11 protein-coding genes and 1 pseudogene are annotated in these 18,668 nt (G+C 72.9%); 8 read left to right on the top strand and 4 right to left on the bottom strand.

Translation table 11 applies throughout. The annotated features are described in order from the left end of the window. Nucleotides 1-88 precede the first annotated feature (88 nt). Together ACIQUT_RS12235 and ACIQUT_RS12240 are read right to left on the bottom strand one after the other, a co-directional pair. Nucleotides 89-3,490: a tetratricopeptide repeat protein gene (locus ACIQUT_RS12235; RefSeq protein ID WP_403562119.1), complete on the bottom strand. Its 3,402-nt coding sequence runs from the start codon at nt 3,488-3,490 to the stop codon at nt 89-91. A 186-nt stretch (nt 3,491-3,676) separates the two neighbouring features. Then, a complete protein-coding gene (locus ACIQUT_RS12240; RefSeq protein ID WP_403562121.1) occupies nt 3,677-4,234 on the bottom strand; it encodes a superoxide dismutase family protein in 558 nt (185 codons plus the stop codon). 178 nt (nt 4,235-4,412) lie between these two features. Between ACIQUT_RS12240 and ACIQUT_RS12245 the strand changes: the two genes are divergently transcribed. Together ACIQUT_RS12245 and ACIQUT_RS12250 are read left to right on the top strand one after the other, a co-directional pair. Beyond that, entirely contained in the window at nt 4,413-5,087 is a 675-nt protein-coding gene (locus ACIQUT_RS12245; RefSeq protein ID WP_403562123.1) for a hypothetical protein, read from the top strand. Between the two features lie 91 nt (nt 5,088-5,178). Continuing rightward, nucleotides 5,179-5,337 (top strand): annotated as a pseudogene (locus tag ACIQUT_RS12250) (DUF255 domain-containing protein); the annotation flags it as partial. Nucleotides 5,338-5,724: 387 nt separating this feature from the next. Here ACIQUT_RS12250 and ACIQUT_RS12255 read toward each other — a convergent pair. Next, complete coding sequence (locus ACIQUT_RS12255) at nt 5,725-6,291, bottom strand: Uma2 family endonuclease (RefSeq protein ID WP_403562125.1); 567 nt, start codon at nt 6,289-6,291, stop codon at nt 5,725-5,727. Between the two features lie 196 nt (nt 6,292-6,487). Between ACIQUT_RS12255 and ACIQUT_RS12260 the strand changes: the two genes are divergently transcribed. The 5 genes from ACIQUT_RS12260 to ACIQUT_RS12280 all read left to right on the top strand — a co-directional run bounded on the left by ACIQUT_RS12260 (nt 6,488) and on the right by ACIQUT_RS12280 (nt 15,768). After that, on the top strand, nt 6,488-8,566 hold the full coding sequence (locus ACIQUT_RS12260) for a thioredoxin domain-containing protein (RefSeq protein WP_403562127.1): 2,079 nt from the start codon (nt 6,488-6,490) through the stop codon (nt 8,564-8,566). A gap of 231 nt (nt 8,567-8,797) precedes the next feature. After that, complete coding sequence (locus tag ACIQUT_RS12265; protein ID WP_403562130.1) at nt 8,798-10,195, top strand: glycosyltransferase; 1,398 nt, start codon at nt 8,798-8,800, stop codon at nt 10,193-10,195. Then, complete coding sequence (locus tag ACIQUT_RS12270; protein ID WP_403562132.1) at nt 10,192-11,985, top strand: ArnT family glycosyltransferase; 1,794 nt, start codon at nt 10,192-10,194, stop codon at nt 11,983-11,985. Before ACIQUT_RS12265 ends, ACIQUT_RS12270 begins: the two co-directional genes overlap by 4 nt. Nucleotides 11,986-11,992: 7 nt before the next feature. Further along, nucleotides 11,993-13,273, top strand: coding sequence for a glycosyltransferase (locus tag ACIQUT_RS12275; RefSeq protein WP_403562134.1), 1,281 nt, complete (start codon nt 11,993-11,995; stop codon nt 13,271-13,273). A gap of 65 nt (nt 13,274-13,338) precedes the next feature. After that, nucleotides 13,339-15,768 (top strand): galactose oxidase-like domain-containing protein, encoded by a 2,430-nt coding sequence (locus ACIQUT_RS12280; protein ID WP_403562136.1) that lies wholly within the window; start codon nt 13,339-13,341, stop codon nt 15,766-15,768. 48 nt (nt 15,769-15,816) lie between these two features. Here ACIQUT_RS12280 and ACIQUT_RS12285 read toward each other — a convergent pair whose 3' ends face one another. Continuing rightward, nucleotides 15,817-16,548 (bottom strand): hemolysin III family protein, encoded by a 732-nt coding sequence (locus ACIQUT_RS12285; RefSeq protein ID WP_403562138.1) that lies wholly within the window; start codon nt 16,546-16,548, stop codon nt 15,817-15,819. A gap of 229 nt (nt 16,549-16,777) precedes the next feature. Between ACIQUT_RS12285 and ACIQUT_RS12290 the strand changes: the two genes are divergently transcribed. Beyond that, complete coding sequence (locus tag ACIQUT_RS12290; protein ID WP_403562140.1) at nt 16,778-18,604, top strand: phosphoenolpyruvate carboxykinase (GTP); 1,827 nt, start codon at nt 16,778-16,780, stop codon at nt 18,602-18,604. Nucleotides 18,605-18,668 lie beyond the last annotated feature (64 nt).

Genomic DNA, 18,668 nt, shown 5'->3' on the forward strand with positions numbered 1-18,668 from the left:
GGCCCCGTCCGGTGGTGTCCCACCACCGGGCGGGGCCCCGGCATGCCGCGACACGGGCTGCGGCGGCCCGGCGGGGTGCCGGCCGGGGTCAGCGGGAGTCGGGCAGCGGGACGCCCATGAGCTCGCGGGAGCGGAGGGTCGGCGTCAGGGCCAGGCGCCAGGCCTGCCAGCCTTCCGCCGGGTCCACACCCCGCCCCAGAACCACCGTGTAGGTGTCCAGGCAGTCGGCCAGCCGAGCGTCCCGCATCACGTGGGGCGAGTCCGCCAGGCGGGTCAGCTCGGCCCGCGCCTCCGCAACGCCGGCGCCCGGCACCGCGTACGGCAGCAGCGTGCACCGCAGGAACCGCGCCCAGTCCTCCCCGCGCCGGTCCCCGTACGAGATGAACAGCCGGGCGGCCTCCTCGCACAGGCCGAGCGCCTGCGCCACCCGCTCGTTGCCGGCGTCGACCACGGCCAGCTCGACGCAGGTCCACGCCTCGCCGTGGGCGAGCCCGATCCGCCCAAAGTCGGCCCGGGCGTCGACGAGCAGCTGCCGGGCGAAGCCGGAGTTCTTCAGGTTTCCGGTCTGTGCGGCCCGCTGGTCGCGGGTGACGCGGCCGGAGTGGTGCCGGGCGTAGGCGAGCCCGTACACGTCCCGCATCCGCGAGAACATGGTCCGGGCCCGTTCCAGCTCCCGTACCGCCTGGTCGAGGTCGCCGGCCTCCTCCAGCGCGTGCCCGAGGTAGTACAGCGTCCACGCCTCGCCGCGCGCGTCCTCGGCCTCGCGGTGCCGGGCCAGCGCGTCCCGCAGCTGCCCGGCCGCCGGCCCGGGGTCCCCGTCGACGACCCGCGCCCGGCCCAGCTGGGTCAGGGCCCAGGCCTGGCCGCGGTCGTCGCGGGTGCGCCCGTACAGGTCGAGGGCGAGCCGCAGCTCCTCCTCCGCCCGCGGCACGGCGCCGAGCCGCAGGTGGACCTGCCCGAGCTGGAAGTGGGCCCACGCCTCGCCGTGGACGCTCTCGTTCTCCCGGTGCAGGGCCAGCGACTGCTCCAGCAGCGCCATCGCCTCGGCGAGCCGCGCCCGGTCGCGTTCGACCGCGGCCAGGGCGTGCAGGCCCCACGCCCGGTCGCCCGCGAGCTTGTCCGGCTCCTGCAGCTCCAGCGCCTCCCGGATCCGGGCCGCGGCCTCCGGCAGCTGCCCCTGGTGGTGCAGGGTGATGCCGAGCGAGATCAGGGCCATGCCCGCGCCGGCGTCCTGCTGTGCCTCCCGGTACTGGTCGACGACCGACGCCAGCGTGGTGCGCGCCTTGTCGAGCTCGCCGAGCTGGCGTGCCGCGATGCCCGTACGCCACTGCACCGACCGGACCATCCGGCTCTGCCCCGGCTCGCCCCGGTGCGCCGCCTCGACGGTCTGCGTCAGTTCGTTGATCTCGCCGAGCCGGTACAGGTCCCCGCGCAGCAGGCAGAAGTCGCAGAGCGCGCCCAGCAGGTCCAGGACCGCCTGCTGGTCCACGTCCTCGGTGTGCCGCAGGGCTGCCGTGATGAAGCTCGACTCCTCGTCCAGCCAGCGCAGCGCCGCGTCGAGGGAGGGGAAGCCGTGGCCGCCGAAGTGGCCGGCGCGGTGCGAGGTCTTCCCGTCGACCATGCGGATCACCGTGTCCGCGAGCTGCGCGTAGCCGCGGATCAGCCGGCCGTGGGCCGCGGAGGCCGTGGCGCGGTCCTCGTCCGCGGCGAGCCGCGCCTCCGCGTACGCGCGCACCGCGTCGTGCATCCGGAACCGCTCGCCGCGTACGGGGTCCAGCAGGCCGGCCCGGGCCAGCTCGTGCAGCAGCCGCCCGGCCGCCGCCCGGTCCGTGTCGATCAGCGCCGCCGCGGCCGACGGGCCGAGCGAGGCCCGCCCGGCCAGGGTGAGGCGGCGCAGCAGCCGGCGCCGCTCCTCGGGCAGGCAGGCGTAGGCGAGGCCGAGGGCCCGCTCCAGCCGCGCGCCGGGGCCGGGGTCCTCCTCGGGGCCGCGGCCGGGGCCGGGGGCCTCCGCGCGTTCGGGGTCCGCCTCCGCGGCGGCAGGCAGGGCGGCCTCCGCGCGGGCGGGCAGGGCCTCCGCGGCGGCGGTCGGGGCCCCCACTCGGGCGGGCAGGGCCTCCGCGGCGGCGGTCAGGGCCTCCGGGGCCGTCGCGGCCACCGGGGCCAGGACGCGCAGGGCCAGCGGCAGCCCGCCGCCCAGGGCCAGCAGCTGCGGCAGCCCGGGCAGGGATCCGCTGTCCTCGGCGGCGGAGGGGGGCTCCGCCGTGTCGGCCGCCGCCCGGAGCAGCTCGGCCGCGTCCGGGTCCGCGAGGGGCTCCACCGGCAGCTGGTGCACCCACGCCCGTACGTCGGAGGGCAGCTCCAGCGGCTGCTGCGCCGTCACCAGCACCAGGCTCTCCGACCGCTCCGGCACCAGCATCCGGACCTGCTCGGCGTCGACCGCGTCGTCGAGCACCACCGTCACCGGCAGCCCCTGCAGGTGCTGGTGGTAGAGCTCGCCGAGCCGCCGCACCTGCTGCTCGCCCGAGGCCCCCTCGCGGAACAGCAGCTGCTCGCGGGGCGCGCCCAGCCGGTTCAGCAGGTGCAGCAGTGCCTCCCGGGTCGGCAGCGGCGCCTCCCCGCCGGCAGGGCCGCCGCCCCGCAGGTCCACCACGCACGCGCCGCGGAACTGGTCGCGCAGCGCGTCCGCGGCCCGCAGCGCCAGGGCCGTGCGGCCGGCTCCGGGCTCGCCGTGCAGGACCACGACCACCGGGCGGGTCTCCGTACTGGCCCGCGCCGCCTGCACCCACTGCGCGATCCGGGTGAGCTCCGCCCGCCGCCCCGTGAACGAGGCCGCGGACTGCGGCAGTTGCGCCCACGACTGCTCCAGCACCGTACGCCGCCGGGCCTCGGCGCTGCGGTCCCCGCCGCGCAGCTGCGCGCCGGCCGGGCGCGGGGCCTGCCGGGCGGCCTGGCGGGCCGCGGCCGCCACCGCGCGCTGCTGCTCCAGGAACGGGCGTATCCCGCGTACCTCCAACGCCGACAGCCACTGCAGTTTCAGCTGCTCCGGTCCGCCGGGCCGCCCCCGTTCGCCGGCCCGGCGGTTCGCGGCGGGCAGGTGCAGGGCCGTCACCTTGGCGACCGCGGCGGCAGCGCCGGCGATCCCGGTGACGGCCCCGGCGGTTAAGGCCGTCCCCGTCGCCACGCCCAGCGAGAGGTCCACACCGGCGGCCGCGACCGCCGCGACGGCGGTGACGAGCAGCGCCGTCGAGGTGTTCTGCCGCCGGAAGGCCTCGCCGAGGGACTCCTCCCCGTCGGCCGCCTCGTCCAGGGCCCGCACGTACGCCTCGTACTCCTCGGCGGCGCTCGCCGCGAGGGCGTCCAGCGTCTGGCGTCCGCGCGCCAGCAGCGCCTCCCTGTCGACCGGTGCCCCCGTCGCGGCGGCGCGCCGGTCCTCTTCGTCCACGGCCCGTTCCAGCAGTCGCTCGGCCTCACCGCGATGGCTGTCCCGCATCGGCATCCCCTCAAGAGAGCTCCGGCAACGTGCCCCAAGTGTGGGACCGCAGGCCTGTGCGCGACATAGAACTTGAGCTAGATCAGAGGGAGTTGCCCCACATCCGGGAAACCGCGTGCATATATGTGCGTTCCCGCCCCGCCCGGCCGGTGCACCGCCACCCACAGTGACGGACCGCGCGGCCCGTCAGACGAACGGCACGGTGATGCACGCGAGGCGCGGGCCCGCGCTCCCCGCGTGGCCGGACACGGTGTGGGTCGCGTGCTCGTGCACCACGACCGAACCGGCCTCGCCGGCCCGGATCCGCCAGCCGACGGTCGTCTGCGAACGGCCGTCGCCGCGCGCGTCCGTGGCCAGATCCAGCCATGCCTCGTTGCGCGGGTTGGCGTACACCGGATCGACGGAGGGCTGCACCGGGTCGACGGCGTCCTGGTAGTGCGCCCCGGCCGCCGCCGGATCCTTCCCGCAGGGCTTCCGGTGCACGTGGGCGCCGAAGGTCCGGCCGGCCTCGACGCCCTCCAGCCGGAGCTCGATCCGGGTGCCGTCGTCACCGGTCTGCTCCGTGACGCGGATCCGGCTGCCGACCGGCACGGACCCGGGGGCATAGGTGACCGCCCCGTACCCGGTGTCGTCGGCCGGCCGGAAGGCACCGGCCACGCTCACCGCGCCCTGTCCGGGGCTCGGGGTGGCCGCGCCTGCCGTCAGGGCCAGCGACGCGGCGAACACCGTCGTCATCAAGGCCATCTCGGCCCTCCTCGGTCGGGTGCCAGGCCGTAACCCATGCTGACCCACGATCCGCCGCCCCACGACTTCCGCGCGGCCGATCGTGCACCGGCCCGGCCCCCGCGGGGGCACTGCGGGCGCCCCGACCCCCGCCCCCGTACACTCCGGCAAGATCCAACTGCACACCTCGGGGGACTCGGTGACGGTACGAGAGATACGCACGGCGACCCGGCTCGTCGGCCGCCGCACCACCCTGCGCTACCTGGCGCTCGGCGCCGGCGCGGCCCTGCTGTCGGCCTGCACCGGCAAGGACAAGCCCGCCACCCCCGCCTCGCCCTCCGCCCCGGAATCCCCCTCGACCTCAGCCTCGGCCTCGCCCACGGCGTCGGCGTCAGCCTCGCCCTCGCCATCCGCCTCGGCTTCGCCCACGCCCGCCGCCACGGGGGTGGTGGGCCGGGCCTTCGCCGAGTTCATCAAGGGCGCCTGGACGATCCGCTCGACCCTGCCCGGCGGCGGCATCGGCGGCCGCAAGGACACCGGCCGGGCCGCGATCCGCGAGGACGGCACCTGGACGATCGTCTGGTCCGGCATCGCCGGCACCTGGACCGGCACCTGGTCCATGCGCCGCGGCCGACTGGACCTCCAGGTCCTCACCGGCCCGAAGGAGCTCACGGAACCGGACGTCTCCCATTCCTCCGTGGACAAGGTGCCCGAGACCGTGAAGGACAACCTGGGGATCATGCTCCCCTGGTTCCCGCTGGGCGCCCAGGACATGTTCGGCCGCCTGGAGGTCGCGTACAACGGCACCGAGCTGCGGATCCGCCACTTCGACATGTCCGGCACCATGTCCATCCACGTGTGCAACCGCGCCTGACGTCCGGCGTCCGGCGTCCTACCCCGACGCCTGCGCCGCCCCGTCCGCCGTCCGCGGGGCGCGGCCGCGCCCGGTGCGCAAGGATGGCACCGTGCCGAACCGCCTCGCGAACGAGACCTCGCCGTATCTCCTCCAGCACGCCGACAATCCCGTCGACTGGTGGCCCTGGTCGCCGGAGGCCTTCGCCGAGGCGCGCGAGCGCGATCTGCCGGTGCTGCTCAGCGTCGGGTACAGCAGCTGCCACTGGTGCCGATGAACTTACACAACCAGGTAGTCCTGACCTGGGGTGCTGCCAGCGGGTAGCCGCATGAGTACGTACGATGAGGAACTGGGCAGGAGCATAGACGCTTGGGTGGAGGCCGAACTGGCCGCTTCGCCCGAGTGGGGGCCCGAGAAGTACGCCAGCATCCGTCAGGCTCGGATAAGGCGGTCGGGCTCGGCGACACGGTCGTAGCGTTTGATGTTGTTGAGAGCAAGGTTGAGACGGCGCTCGTACTCCAGCAGGCCGACTCTGCGCTTGTGTAGGGCGTGGACCTGCCGCCAATGCTCGCAAGTGGTGGCGGCCTGTCTCCCCTCTGCCGGGGGCGAACCCGCTTTCGCCCAGCAGGTGTGCTGTGCGCGGCGACCTCTCCGTTCCCTACATGTCCCCAAGATCGACCGTGATGGAGAAAGGTGCGGTGGCCGTCACCGTGCCGGTGAACATCTCGCCGTCCCTGTAAGCCTTGGTGGCGGGGTCGAGGACGTAGGTGTAGACGATCGGGACACCGGTGGCGGCCTGCTCGACCCGCCAGCAGAAGGGGATGCCGGCCTTGGCGTACTGGTCCACCTTCACGACCCGGTCGGTTGTCTCCGAACCGGGCGACACCACCTCGACGACCAGGAGTACGTGCTCGGGGCGGGTGGGCGTGAGGTCGATGGTGTCCGCCCGGTAGACGATGACGTCAGGGCGGCGGTTGGTGAGTGGAACGTCCTGAAGACGGACGTCGAAGTCCGTGTCGGCGTTCCAGTCCGGGCCCGCGGCGGCGTCCAGGGCATTAGCCAGGAGCCGAGCCAGCCGGTTGTGCCGCTTGGAGGCGCTCGGGCCCACGACGACCATCCCGTCCACGATCTCGATGCCGGCGCACTGTTCCTCGGACCAGGATTCGTACTGCTCCGCGCTGATCTGCGAGTGCATCCACGCGGGCGCCACCATCTCGGCGGTCATGGTGTACCTCCTTCGAGAGGCCTCGGCAGGTCCGGCGCTGCTGCGCCAAGCCTACTGTTTCGAGGTGCCGGGCTGCCCGACTCGGAAGGGAAGGAGCCGCCCACCACGTCATGGCGCATAAGTGCAATTCGGCCAAGTGAGGCGGGCTCGTCGGTGTTTCACTGGTCGCGGTAGACGCTGTGAGAGGCTGGGCCGTATGAACCGGTTGGCTGGTATGACCTCGCCTTATCTACTTCAGCATGCCGACAATCCGGTCGACTGGTGGCCGTGGGGACCCGAGGCGTTCGAGGAAGCGAAACGGCGCGATGTACCCGTTCTGCTGTCGGTCGGATACTCCGCGTGCCACTGGTGCCACGTGATGGCGCACGAGTCCTTCGAGGACGAGTCGGCCGCCGCCTACCTGAACGAGCACTTCGTCAGCATCAAGGTGGACCGCGAGGAGCGGCCCGACGTCGACGCCGTCTACATGGAGGCCGTGCAGGCCGCCACCGGGCAGGGCGGCTGGCCGATGACCGTGTTCCTCACCCCCGACGCCGAGCCCTTCTACTTCGGCACCTACTTCCCGCCCGAGGCTCGCCATGGCATGCCATCTTTCCGTCAGGTGCTCGAAGGCGTGCACAACGCCTGGACGAGCCGGCGGGACGAGGTGGGAGAAGTCGCGGGGAAGATCACTCGGGACCTTGCCGGGCGGGAGCTGAGCACCGGGGACGCCGGAATGCCCACCGAGGAGACCCAGGCCCTTGCGCTCCTTCAGTTGACTCGGGACATTGACCCCGCGAGCGGCTGGTTCAAGGGAGATACCAAGTTCCCGCCGTCGATGGTGATCGAGTTCCTGTTGCGCCACCACGCGCGGGCCGGTTCCGTGGCGGCGCTGGAGATGGCAGAAGGGCTGTGCGGCGCGATGGCTCGTTCGAGCCTGTACGACCAGGTGGGAGGCGGGTTCCACCGGTACGTACTCACGCCTAGGGCTGGTGGACCTTTGGTACCCCACTTCGAGAAGATGCTCTACGACAACGCGCTGCTGTGCCGGGTGTACGCGCATCTGTGGCGGGCCACCGGGTCGGATCTGGCGCGGCGGGTCGCGTTGGAGACCGCCGACTTCATGGTCCGGGAACTGCGCACCCCCGAGGGCGGGTTCGCCTCGGCGCTCGACGCCGACAGCGAGGACCCGGACACCGGCAAGCCGGCGGAGGGCGCGTACTACGCCTGGACGCCCGACCGGTTGGCGGCGGTGCTCGGTGCGGAGGACGGGGCGCTGGCGGCGGCGTACTTCGGGGTGACGGAGGAGGGGACCTTCGAGCACGGTGCGTCGGTGCTGCAACTGCCGCAGGACGGGCCGGTCGTGGACGCCGGGCGGATCGCCGCCGTCCGGGAGCGGCTGCTCGCGGCGCGCGCCGGGCGGCCCGCGCCCGGCCGGGACGACAAGGTCGTCGCGGCGTGGAACGGCCTGGCCGTTGCGGCCCTCGCCGAGTGCGGCGCGTTCTTCGACCGGCCGGACCTGGTCGAGCGGGCCACCGAGGCCGCCGACCTGCTGGTACGGGTCCACTTCGAGGCGGCGGCCGGCCGGGCCCCGCGGCTCCTGCGCACCAGCCGGGACGGGCGGGCCGGCGGCAACGCCGGGGTGCTGGAGGACTACGGCGACGTCGCCGAGGGCTTCCTCGCGCTGGCGGCCGTGACCGGGGAGGGGGTGTGGCTGGAGTTCGCCGGGATCCTCCTCGACCTGGTGCTGGACCGGTTCACCGCCGAGGACGGCAGCCTCTACGACACGGCGCACGATGCCGAGCAGCTGATCCGGCGCCCCCAGGACCCGACCGACACGGCGGCCCCGTCCGGCTGGATGGCCGCCGCGGGCGCGCTGCTGTCGTACGCCGCGCACACCGGTTCGGAGGCGCACCGCACGGCGGCCGAGCGGGCGCTCGGCGTGGTGCACGCGCTGGGTCCGCGTGTGCCGCGCTTCATCGGCCACGGGCTGGCGGTCGCCGAGGCGTTGCTGGACGGTCCGCGTGAGGTGGCGGTGGCGGGCCACCCCGACGATCCGGCGCGCGCCGAGCTGCACCGGGCCGCGTTGCTGGGGACGGCTCCCGGGGCGGTGGTGGCGGTCGGGCTGCCGCACGGCGCGGACGGCAGCGGAGACGAATTCCCTCTTTTGGCGGAGCGCACTCTCCTGCACGACCGCCCCACGGCCTACGTCTGCCGGCATTTCGTCTGCGCGCGGCCTACGACGGATCCGGTCGAGCTGGGGGAGCAGTTGGGCACGGTTCGCCCGCGAATCTGATGGAGTGCCGTCAACTCCGGTTCCCTGAGTGCCGGTTCGGCGCCCCGGTTTTTCCCCGGCAGGCGGCTGAATGTCATGTTCACTGCCTACTCTCATGGCTTCGGATGTAACCCGGGGTAGCAGCAGCCGAACCGGGGGTGGTGGGGGTCGGGCGGGCCGGGGGGCCTGTCCCGACCCCCTCGGGGGGTTTTCGATGCCGTGGGGGATGCGGCATGTCTGTGGGGGGACGGTTTGTACGCCTCTGTGTTCATATCGGCAATTTCCATTGCCCTGTTCTGGATGGCCGCGTTCACGCTGTGGTGGCAGATGCACGCCTGGCGGACGCCCGAGACGCTCGCCTCCACCCGGTTCGACCGGCCCGACGGCGAGGGCCGGCTGGCCTTCTCGCTCCTGCTGCCGGCCCGCCACGAACAGGCCGTCCTACGGCACACCGTCGAGCGGCTGCTCGAATCGAGCCACACCGACTACGAGATCATCGTCATCGTCGGCCACGACGATCCCGAGACCACCGCGGTCGCCGAGGAGGCCGCCGCCCTGGCGCCCGACCGGGTCCGCGTCGTCGTCGACCACCACGAGGCCAAGAACAAGCCCAAGGCCCTCAACACCGCCCTCCCGCACTGCCGGGGCGACATCGTCGGCGTCTTCGACGCCGAGGACCAGGTCCACCCCGAGCTCCTCGCCCACGTCGACCACGCCTTCCGCGCCACCGGCGCCGACGTGGTCCAGGGCGGCGTCCAGCTGATCAACTTCCACTCCAGCTGGTACAGCCTGCGCAACTGCCTGGAGTACTTCTTCTGGTTCCGCTCCCGCCTGCACCTGCACGCCGAGAAGGGCTTCATCCCGCTCGGCGGGAACACCGTCTTCGTCCGCACCGGCGTCCTGCGCGAGGCCGGCGGCTGGGACCAGGACTGCCTCGCCGAGGACTGCGACCTGGGCGTACGGCTGTCGTCGGCCGGCAAGAAGGTGGTCGTCGCCTACGACTCCGACATGGTCACCCGCGAGGAGACCCCGGGCTCGCTGGTCAGCCTCCTCAAGCAGCGCACCCGCTGGAACCAGGGCTTCCTCCAGGTCTACCGGAAGCGGGACTGGCGGCGGCTGCCCGGCCGGGGCCAGCGCTGGCTGGCCCGCTACACGCTGATGACCCCGTTCATGCAGGCGGCCTCCGGGGTGATCATCCCGGTGAACACCGCCGTCGCCCTCTTCCTGGACGTCCCCGTCGGCGTCGCGATCATCACCTTCCTGCCGCTGATCACGGCGCTGGTGACCTTCGTCTTCGAGATCGTCGGCCTGCACGACTTCGGCCGCCAGTACGGGCTGCGCGTGCGCTTCGTGCACTACCTCAAGCTGATCGCGGGCGGCCCCTTCTACCAGGTCATGCTGGCGGGCGCGGCGATCCGCGCGGTCTGGCGCGAACAGCGCGGCCGCACCGAGTGGGAGCTGACCCGCCACACCGGCGCCCACCTCACCGGCTCCACGGACCCCACGGGTTCGACCGGCTCCACAGGCTCCACCGGCTCCGCAGGCTCCACCGGCACCGCAGGCTCCGCAGGCTCCACCGGCTCCGCAGGCTCCACCGGCCCCGCCGCCTCCGTCCCGTCCGCCGCGATCCGAGAGGACAGCCACAGGTGACCGCCACCCTGCCCACGGCCACGGAGCCCCAGCCCGAGGCCACCGCCGCCGAGGCCACCGCCGCCGAGGCCGCCGCGGCCGCGGCCGCCGTCACCACCCCGGCACCCGCCGGACCGCGCCCCGACGCCGGTCCGGACGCCGGCCCCGACGCCGGTCCGGGGGCCCGGCCGGCCGCCCCGACCGCCAGGCCGCCGGTGCGGTTCCGGTCCTCCCGCCCCGACCTGCTGCTCTGCGGGGCCCTGCTCCTGCTGATCGTGCTCGTCCAGGGCTGGAACATCACCGACTACCCCGCCCTGAGCGACGACGAGGGCACGTACCTCGCCCAGGCGTGGGCCGTCCAGCAGGGCGAGGGCCTCGCCCACTACACGTACTGGTACGACCATCCGCCGCTCGGCTGGATCCAGATCGCCGCCCTGACCTGGCTGCCGTCCCTCCTCGTGCCCGAGTGGATGACCGTGGCGCCGATGCGCCTGTCGATGGTCGTCGTCTCCGCCGCGAGCTCCGTGCTCCTCTACGTCCTCGCGCGCCGCCTGTGGCTGCCGCGCTGGGCCGCCGGCCTGGCGATGGCCCTGTTCGGGCTGTCGCCGCTGTCGGTCGTGCTCCAGCGGGAGATCTTCCTCGACAACCTCGCCGTGATGTGGATGCTGCTGGCCTTCTGCCTGGCCGCGTCCCCGCGGCGGCACCTGTGGCACCACTTCGCGTCCGGCCTGGCGGCCGCGACCGCCGTCCTGACCAAGGAGACGATGCTGGTGGTGCTGCCGGCGCTGCTGGTGACGATGTGGCGGCACAGCCACCCCGACACCCGCAAGTTCGCCGTCACCGGCGCCGTCACCGCCTGCGCCCTGATCGGCCTGTCGTACCCGCTGTACGCGCTCCTCAACAACGAGCTGCTGCCCGGCCCCGGGCACGTCTCCCTCATCGACGGCATCACCTACCAGATGAGCCGCCCGGGCTCCGGCTTCCTCCTCACCCCCGGCTCCGGCTCGAACGGCGTCCTGCGCTCCTGGCTCTACTACGACACCGTCCTCCCGCTCGGCGGGCTGGCCGGCGCGCTCCTCCTGCTCGCCACCACCCTCCCCCGAGCTCTCGGCTTCGCTCGAGCAGGGGGGACCCCCACGTCCGTCACCGCCCGCGCGCTCGCGGGCCCGGCCCTGGCCGCCGCCATCCTCGCGGCCGTCGCACTGCGGCCCGACGGCTACCTGCCGGCGATGTACGTCATCCAGGCGCTGCCGTTCCTCGCGCTCGTCCTCGCCGGGGGCGCGGCCGGCGTCACCCACGCGGTGCTGCGGCGCCGCCGCACGGCCGGGGAGCGCCGGGTGTTCACGTACGGGCGCCGGGCGCTGGTCGGCGTGCTCGCCGTCGCGGCCGCCGTGTACGTCCTGCCGCGCTGGTACGAGGGCAACCGCACCGCGCTCACGGCCGACGCCAACGCCCCCTACCGGCAGGCGGCCGCCTGGCTGGGCCGCGAGGTCGCCGACCCGGCGCACACCCGGGTCCTGCTCGACGACGCGCTCTGGCTGGACGCCGTCCACCACGGCTTCGAGCCGGGGCTCGGCGCCATCTGGTTCTACAAGGCCGACCTCGACCCGGCCGTCGCCGAGACCCTGCCGCGCGGCTGGCGGGACATCGACTACGTGGTCTCCTCGCCCACGGTCCGCCGGGACGCCCGGGACCTGCCCCGTGTCAGGGCGGCGCTGGAGCATTCGACGGTGGTGGCCGTCTTCGGCTCCGGCGAGGACCGCATCGAGATCCGCCGGACGGAGTCCGCCGGCCGCCAGGACGGGAGCTGAGGCCGGCATGAGCGAAGAACCGCGCACGCCGCATGCCGCACACCCCCGGCACGCTGCCCCGCACGCCCCGGTCCTGCTGGAGGCGGCCGAGGCACCCGCCCGCGGCGGCGTCACCCTGATCATCCCGACGTTCAACGAGGCGGGGAACATCACCGAGCTGCTGGACCGGCTCGCCGCCTCCCTCACCACGTCCCTCCCCGCCGGCCCGCCCTACAGCGTGCTGTTCGTGGACGACTCCACGGACGACACCCCGGAGGTCATCGAGAAGGCCGCCCCGGGCTGCCCGTTCCCCGTGGCCGTCCTGCACCGGGAGACCGCGGACGGCGGCCTCGGCGGGGCCGTGGTGGAGGGGATCAAGCGGGCGGCCGGGGACTGGGTCGTCGTCATGGACGCCGACCTCCAGCACCCGCCCCACCTGGTGCCCGAGCTGATCGGCGAGGGCGAGCGGACCGGCGCCGACCTCGTCGTCGCCTCCCGCTACCTCCCCGGCGGCAGCCGGGCCGGACTCGCCGGGGGCTACCGGGTCGCGGTCTCGCGCGGGGCGACCTGGCTCGCCAAAGGGCTCTTCCCGCGCGCCCTGCGCGGCATCAGCGACCCGATGAGCGGCTTCTTCGCCATCCGCCGCTCGGCCGTGACCGCCGAGGCCCTCCGGCCCCTGGGCTACAAGATCCTGCTGGAGCTGGCGGTGCGCCCCCAGCTACCGCTGGGAGGTGCCCCCAGCCGCCCCGCGAGGACCGCGGAGGTGCCGTTCGTCTTCCAGGAGCGGCACGCCGGCGAGTCCAAGTCCACCGCCCGCGAGGGGATGCGCTTCCTCGCCCACCTCGCCGCCCTGCGGTCCGCGACCCCGCTGGCCCGGATGATCGGCTTCGGGCTGGTCGGTCTCTCCGGCTTCGTCCCGAACCTGCTCGCGCTGTGGCTGCTCACCCGGGCCGGGATGCACTACCTGCCGGCCGAGATCGCCGCCAACCAGGCGGGGGTGCTGTGGAACTTCGCCCTCATCGAGGGGCTGCTCTTCCGCGACCGCCGCCGGCACCGCCACTGGGCGGACCGCCTCGGCCGGTTCGCCCTGCTCGCCAATGCCGACCTGCTCCTGCGCCTGCCGCTGATCGGCCTGTTCGTCGCCCGGTTCGGGCTGCCGGTGCTGCCGGCCACCGCCCTCGCCCTCGTCACCACCTTCGTCCTGCGGTTCGCGGCCACCGAGGCCCTCGTCTACCTGCCGCGACGCAGACCGCGACGCGGGCCGCGCAGGCCCCGTACGCCGCGCACCGCGCGCACCACCAAGAGCTGACCGAGCCGCACACCAGGAGCTGACCGAGCCGCGCAGAGCTGCACAGAACAGAAGGGAACTCGTCCATGCCAGCGAACATCCGGCGGCGGGCCGGGCGGCGGGCCGCCCTGGCCGCCGTCGGGGCGATGACCGCGGGCCTGCTGCTCACCGCACCGCAGCAGGCCGCGGCCGGACCGCCCAATCTGCTCACCAACCCCGGTTTCGAGACCGCCGGCGCGCCCGGCGCCGACATGCCGTCCTGCTGGGAGAAGTCCGGCTGGGGCGACAACGACTTCACCTTCGCCACCGTCGCCGACGCCCACAGCGGCACCAAGGCGATGCGGGTCTCGCTGACGCGCCGGGTGACCGGCGACCGCAAGGCCCTGGTCACGGAGAACGCCGCCTGCGCCCCGACCGTCGTACCGGGCCGCCAGTACGACCTGTCGGCCTGGTACAAGTCGGACACCCCGGATGTGTCGGTGACCGTCTTCCGGCACGACACCACCGCCGGCTGGCAGTACTGGACCGACCTGCAGAACCCGCCGGTGAGCGCCGGCTGGTCGCGTACGGAGGTGCGCACCCCGGCCGTCCCGCCGAACACCGACAAGATCAGCTGGGGGCTGTCGGTCTACGGGACGGGCTCCGTCACCTCCGACGACCACGCGATGGAGGAGGTCGGCGCCCCGCCCCCGCAGCCGTCCTGCTCCGGCACCGCGGAGGAGTGCGCGAAGGGCAAGTGGGAGGTGATCCCGGCGAAGAACCCGGTCCGCTCGATGCACGCCGTCGTACTGCACAACGGGAAGGTGCTGCTGATCGCGGGCTCCGGCAACGACATCTCCCAGTTCAACGCGGGCACCTTCACCTCGGCCGTGTACGACCCGGCGAACGGCAGCTTCAGGACGATCCCGACGCCGGTCGACATGTTCTGCGCGGGCCACGTGCAGCTGTCGGACGGCCGCGTCCTCGTCATGAGCGGCAACAAGGGCTACCCGTCCGCCGACGGCAAGATCGGCTACCAGGGGCTGAAGGACAGTTACGTCTTCGACCCGGCGACCGAGTCGTACACCCGGACCAACGACATGAACGGCGGGCACTGGTACCCGTCGGCGACGATCCTCGGCAACGGCGACGTGATCTCCTTCGGCGGCCTGAAGGAGGACTCGACGGGCAACGTGACCGCCGAGAAGTTCTCCGCGGCGCAGAACAAGTGGCTGCCGATGAACGAGGTCAACCAGACCTGGTCGTACTGGGGCCTGTACCCGTCGATGATCCTCATGCAGGACGGGCGGCTGTTCTACTCGGGCAGCCACACCTTCGGCAACGGCACCCCGGGCACCGGCGCCTCGATCTACGACTACGACGCCAACACGATCACGGACGTGCCCGGCCTGCGCAACAAGGACGAGCGCGACGAGTCGGCGAGCGTGCTGCTGCCGCCCGCCCAGGACCAGCGGGTGCTGACCGTCGGCGGCGGCAACAACGAGCGGAACCCGGCGGCGAACCGGCTGACCGACCTGATCGACCTCAAGACGCCGAACCCCGCGTACACGCCGGGCCCGGACCTGCCGCAGGGCCTGGTCGACACCGGCCAGGGCAAGCGCCCGCAGACCGGCGCCGAGGGCAAGATGTACGTCTCGGCCGTGCTGCTGCCGGACGGCAAGGTGCTGGAGACCGGCGGCGGGCTGCACGACCGGGCCGACCCGGTGTACGAGGCCTCGTTCTTCGACCCGGTGACCAACACCTACCAGGCGGGGCTGCCGGCCGACCCGGTGCCGCGGACGTACCACTCGGCGGCCTTCCTGATGCCCGACGGCCGGGTGATGGCGGTCGGCGACAACCCGGGCAACGGCACGTACAACCACAACGTGTCGGTCTACAGCCCGCCGTACCTGTTCAAGGGCCCGCGCCCGCGGCTCACCTCGGTCATCGACCGGCAGTGGACGTACGGGGACACGCAGCGGATCACCGTCGACCGGCCGATCGCCAAGGCGGAGCTGATCCGCCCGGCCGCGGTCACCCACTCCTCCGACCCCAACCAGCGGTTCGTGGACCTGCCGCTGAGCGTGGTCGGCGACACCACCGTCGACCTCAACGTCACCAGCAACCCGAACCTGGCCCCGCCCGGCTGGTACATGCTGTTCGGGGTCGACGCGAACGGCGTCCCGTCGGTGGCGACCTGGGTGCACCTGGGCGGCCCGTCGGCCCTCGCGGCCGCCACCGCCGACCAAGCCGCCCCGTCGCCGCACGTCCACGACTTCGCCGACGCGCCGCAGGCCGCCCCGAAGCAGAACCCGGGCAAGCGGGACTCGGTCCCGGTGCCGCCGAGCACGGCCGGCTGCGACCGGCACTACGGCACCGTCAACCAGTGCGTCCCGACCCGCTTCCCGGACGGGGTGCAGGAGACCACGCAGGCCCGCTGCGACTGGCTGGCCTCCCACCGCTACCCGAAGCGGATGAAGGTCCACGGCAGCGACCCGCTGCGCCTGGACCCGGACGGCGACGGCCGCGCCTGCTGAGCCCTGTCCCGGCGGGCCGCCCGCCCGCCGGGCGGCCCGCCCGTTCGCTCAGTGCCGGTACGCGGCGAGCGAGATGCCGACGTAGTGCGCGACGAACGCCGCGAGCGTCAGCGAGTGGAAGACCTCGTGGAAGCCGAAGAAGCGCGGGGAGGGGTTGGGGCGCTTGATCCCGTAGATGACCCCTCCCGCGCTGTACAGCAGCCCGCCGACGATGACCAGCACCAGGACGGCGATGCCGCCGGTGCGCAGGAAGTCGGGCAGGAAGAAGACCGCGGCCCAGCCCATCGCGATGTAGCAGGGGGTGTAGAGCCAGCGCGGGGCGCCGACCCAGAAGACCCGGAAGGCGATCCCGGCGGCGGCCGCGAGCCAGACCGCCCACAGCAGCGTCCGTCCGGTGGAGGGCGGGAGGAGGATCACCGTGAGCGGGGTATACGTCCCTGCGATGATCAGAAAAATATTGGCGTGGTCGAGGCGGCGCAGGATGGCCTCGCCCCGCGGGCCCCACGTGCCGCGGTGGTACACGGCGCTGATGCCGAACAGCAGGCAGGCCGTGAGGATGTAGACGCCGCAGGCGATCCGCGCCTCCGCCGAGTCCGTGAAGGCCATGAGCGCCAGACCCGCGACGACCACGGCGGGGAACATTCCGGTGTGCAGCCAGCCGCGCATGAGCGGCTTGGCCTCCGGTGCTGCTGCTGTGGCGGCCGGCCCGGCGGCGGCGGCCTCCGGCGTGACTGCGGCGGCCTCCGGCGTGACTGCGGCATCAGAAGTCATGGTCGTCATGCTACCTACGGGTCCGTAGCTACCTACGGGCCCGTAGGTTTTCGGCGATCTGCTTTACGGAAGATTGACGGGAGTGGCGATGCTCACGTGAGAGGCCCTCTGGACATATGCGCACATGCACCGGATGATCAGATGAGTGCGGTCGGCACCGGATGAGCAGAGCGCGAAGCGTCCGGGTCGCAGCCCCCACGGGGCATACACCAAACAAATCCCTCAACAAGGAGCAATCGTGGCGCGCGACAACGCGGCTCCCACTTCCGTCCCGACGAACCACAAGGACCTGATCGCCTGGGTCGACGAGATCGCGGCGATCACCGAGCCCGACAGTGTCGTCTGGTGTGACGGTTCCGAGGCCGAGTACGAGCGCCTGTGCGGGGAGCTCGTGGCCAAGGGCACCTTCAAGAAGCTCGACGAGTCGAAGCGCCCGAACTCGTACTACGCCGCCTCCGACCCGTCCGACGTCGCGCGCGTCGAGGACCGGACCTTCATCTGCTCCGAGAATGAAGAGGACGCCGGCCCGACCAACCACTGGATGGCCCCGGCGGAGATGAAGGACATCTTCGCGGGCGAGAAGGGCATCTTCCGCGGCTCCATGAAGGGCCGGACGATGTACGTCGTCCCGTTCTGCATGGGCCCCCTGGGCTCCGAGCTGTCCGCGATCGGCGTCGAGATCACCGACTCCGCCTACGTCGCGGTCGCCATGCGCACCATGACCCGCATGGGCAAGGCCGTCCTCGACGAGCTCGGCACCGACGGGTTCTTCGTCAAGGCCGTCCACACCCTCGGCGCTCCGCTCGCCGAGGGCGAGGCCGACGTGCCGTGGCCGTGCAACACCACCAAGTACATCTCGCACTTCCCCGAGACCCGCGAGATCTGGTCCTTCGGCTCGGGCTACGGCGGCAACGCCCTCCTCGGCAAGAAGTGCTACGCCCTGCGCATCGCGTCCGTCATGGCCCGCGACGAGGGCTGGCTGGCCGAGCACATGCTGATCCTCAAGCTCACCCCGCCGCAGGGCGAGGCCCGCTACGTCGCCGCCGCCTTCCCGTCCGCCTGCGGCAAGACGAACCTGGCCATGCTGGAGCCGACCGTCCCCGGCTGGAAGGTCGAGACGATCGGCGACGACATCGCCTGGATGCGCTTCGGCGAGGACGGCCGCCTCTACGCGATCAACCCCGAGGCCGGCTTCTTCGGCGTCGCCCCCGGCACCGGCGCGCACACCAACGCCAACGCCATGAAGACGATGTACGCCAACACCGTCTTCACCAACGTCGCGCTCACCCCCGACGGCGGCGACGTCTGGTGGGAGGGCATGACCGAGGAGCCCCCGGCCGAGCTGATCGACTGGAAGGGCAACCCCTGGACCCCGGCGTCCGAGACCCCGGCCGCCCACCCGAACGCCCGCTTCGCCGTCCCGGCCGCCCAGTGCCCGACGATCGCCCCCGAGTGGGAGGACCCCAAGGGCGTCCCGATCTCCGCGATCCTCTTCGGCGGCCGCCGCGCCTCCGCCGTCCCGCTGGTCACCGAGTCCTTCGACTGGAACCACGGCGTCTTCATCGGCTCGAACATCGCCTCCGAGAAGACCGCCGCCGCCGAGGGCAAGGTCGGCGAGCTGCGCCGCGACCCGTTCGCCATGCTGCCGTTCTGCGGCTACAACATGGGCGACTACATGGCCCACTGGATCAAGGTCGGCGCCGCCGCGGACGCCGCGAAGCTCCCGAAGATCTACTACGTGAACTGGTTCCGCAAGAACGACGCGGGCAAGTTCGTGTGGCCGGGCTTCGGCGAGAACAGCCGCGTCCTGAAGTGGATCGTCGGCCGCCTCGACGGCACCGCCGAGGGCGTCGAGACCGCGATCGGCATCCTGCCGACCAAGGCCTCCCTCGACCTCGACGGCCTCGACATCGCCGACGAGGACCTCGACTTCCTCCTGACCGTCGACAAGAAGGTCTGGCGCGAGGAGGCCGCCCTGGTCCCCGAGCACCTCAACACCTACGGCACGCACACGCCGAAGGAGCTGTGGGACCAGTACCACGCCCTGGTCGAGCGCCTGGGCTGAACCGAATGACCGCCCTGCCCCGGCAGGGCCGGCCATAACCGCCCTGCCTGACAGGGCCCGAAGA

The organism is Streptomyces sp. NPDC090445, assembly GCF_044769385.1.
Taxonomy (GTDB): Bacteria; Actinomycetota; Actinomycetes; order Streptomycetales; family Streptomycetaceae; genus Streptomyces.

Coding starts and splice junctions, on each gene's coding strand:
- ACIQUT_RS12235 (WP_403562119.1), bottom strand. CDS start 3,490: ATGCGGGACAGCCATCGCGGTGAGGCCGAGCGACTGCTGGAACGGGCC.
- ACIQUT_RS12240 (WP_403562121.1), bottom strand. CDS start 4,234: ATGGCCTTGATGACGACGGTGTTCGCCGCGTCGCTGGCCCTGACGGCA.
- ACIQUT_RS12255 (WP_403562125.1), bottom strand. CDS start 6,291: ATGACCGCCGAGATGGTGGCGCCCGCGTGGATGCACTCGCAGATCAGC.
- ACIQUT_RS12260 (WP_403562127.1), top strand. CDS start 6,488: ATGAACCGGTTGGCTGGTATGACCTCGCCTTATCTACTTCAGCATGCC.
- ACIQUT_RS12275 (WP_403562134.1), top strand. CDS start 11,993: ATGAGCGAAGAACCGCGCACGCCGCATGCCGCACACCCCCGGCACGCT.
- ACIQUT_RS12280 (WP_403562136.1), top strand. CDS start 13,339: ATGCCAGCGAACATCCGGCGGCGGGCCGGGCGGCGGGCCGCCCTGGCC.
- ACIQUT_RS12285 (WP_403562138.1), bottom strand. CDS start 16,548: ATGACGACCATGACTTCTGATGCCGCAGTCACGCCGGAGGCCGCCGCA.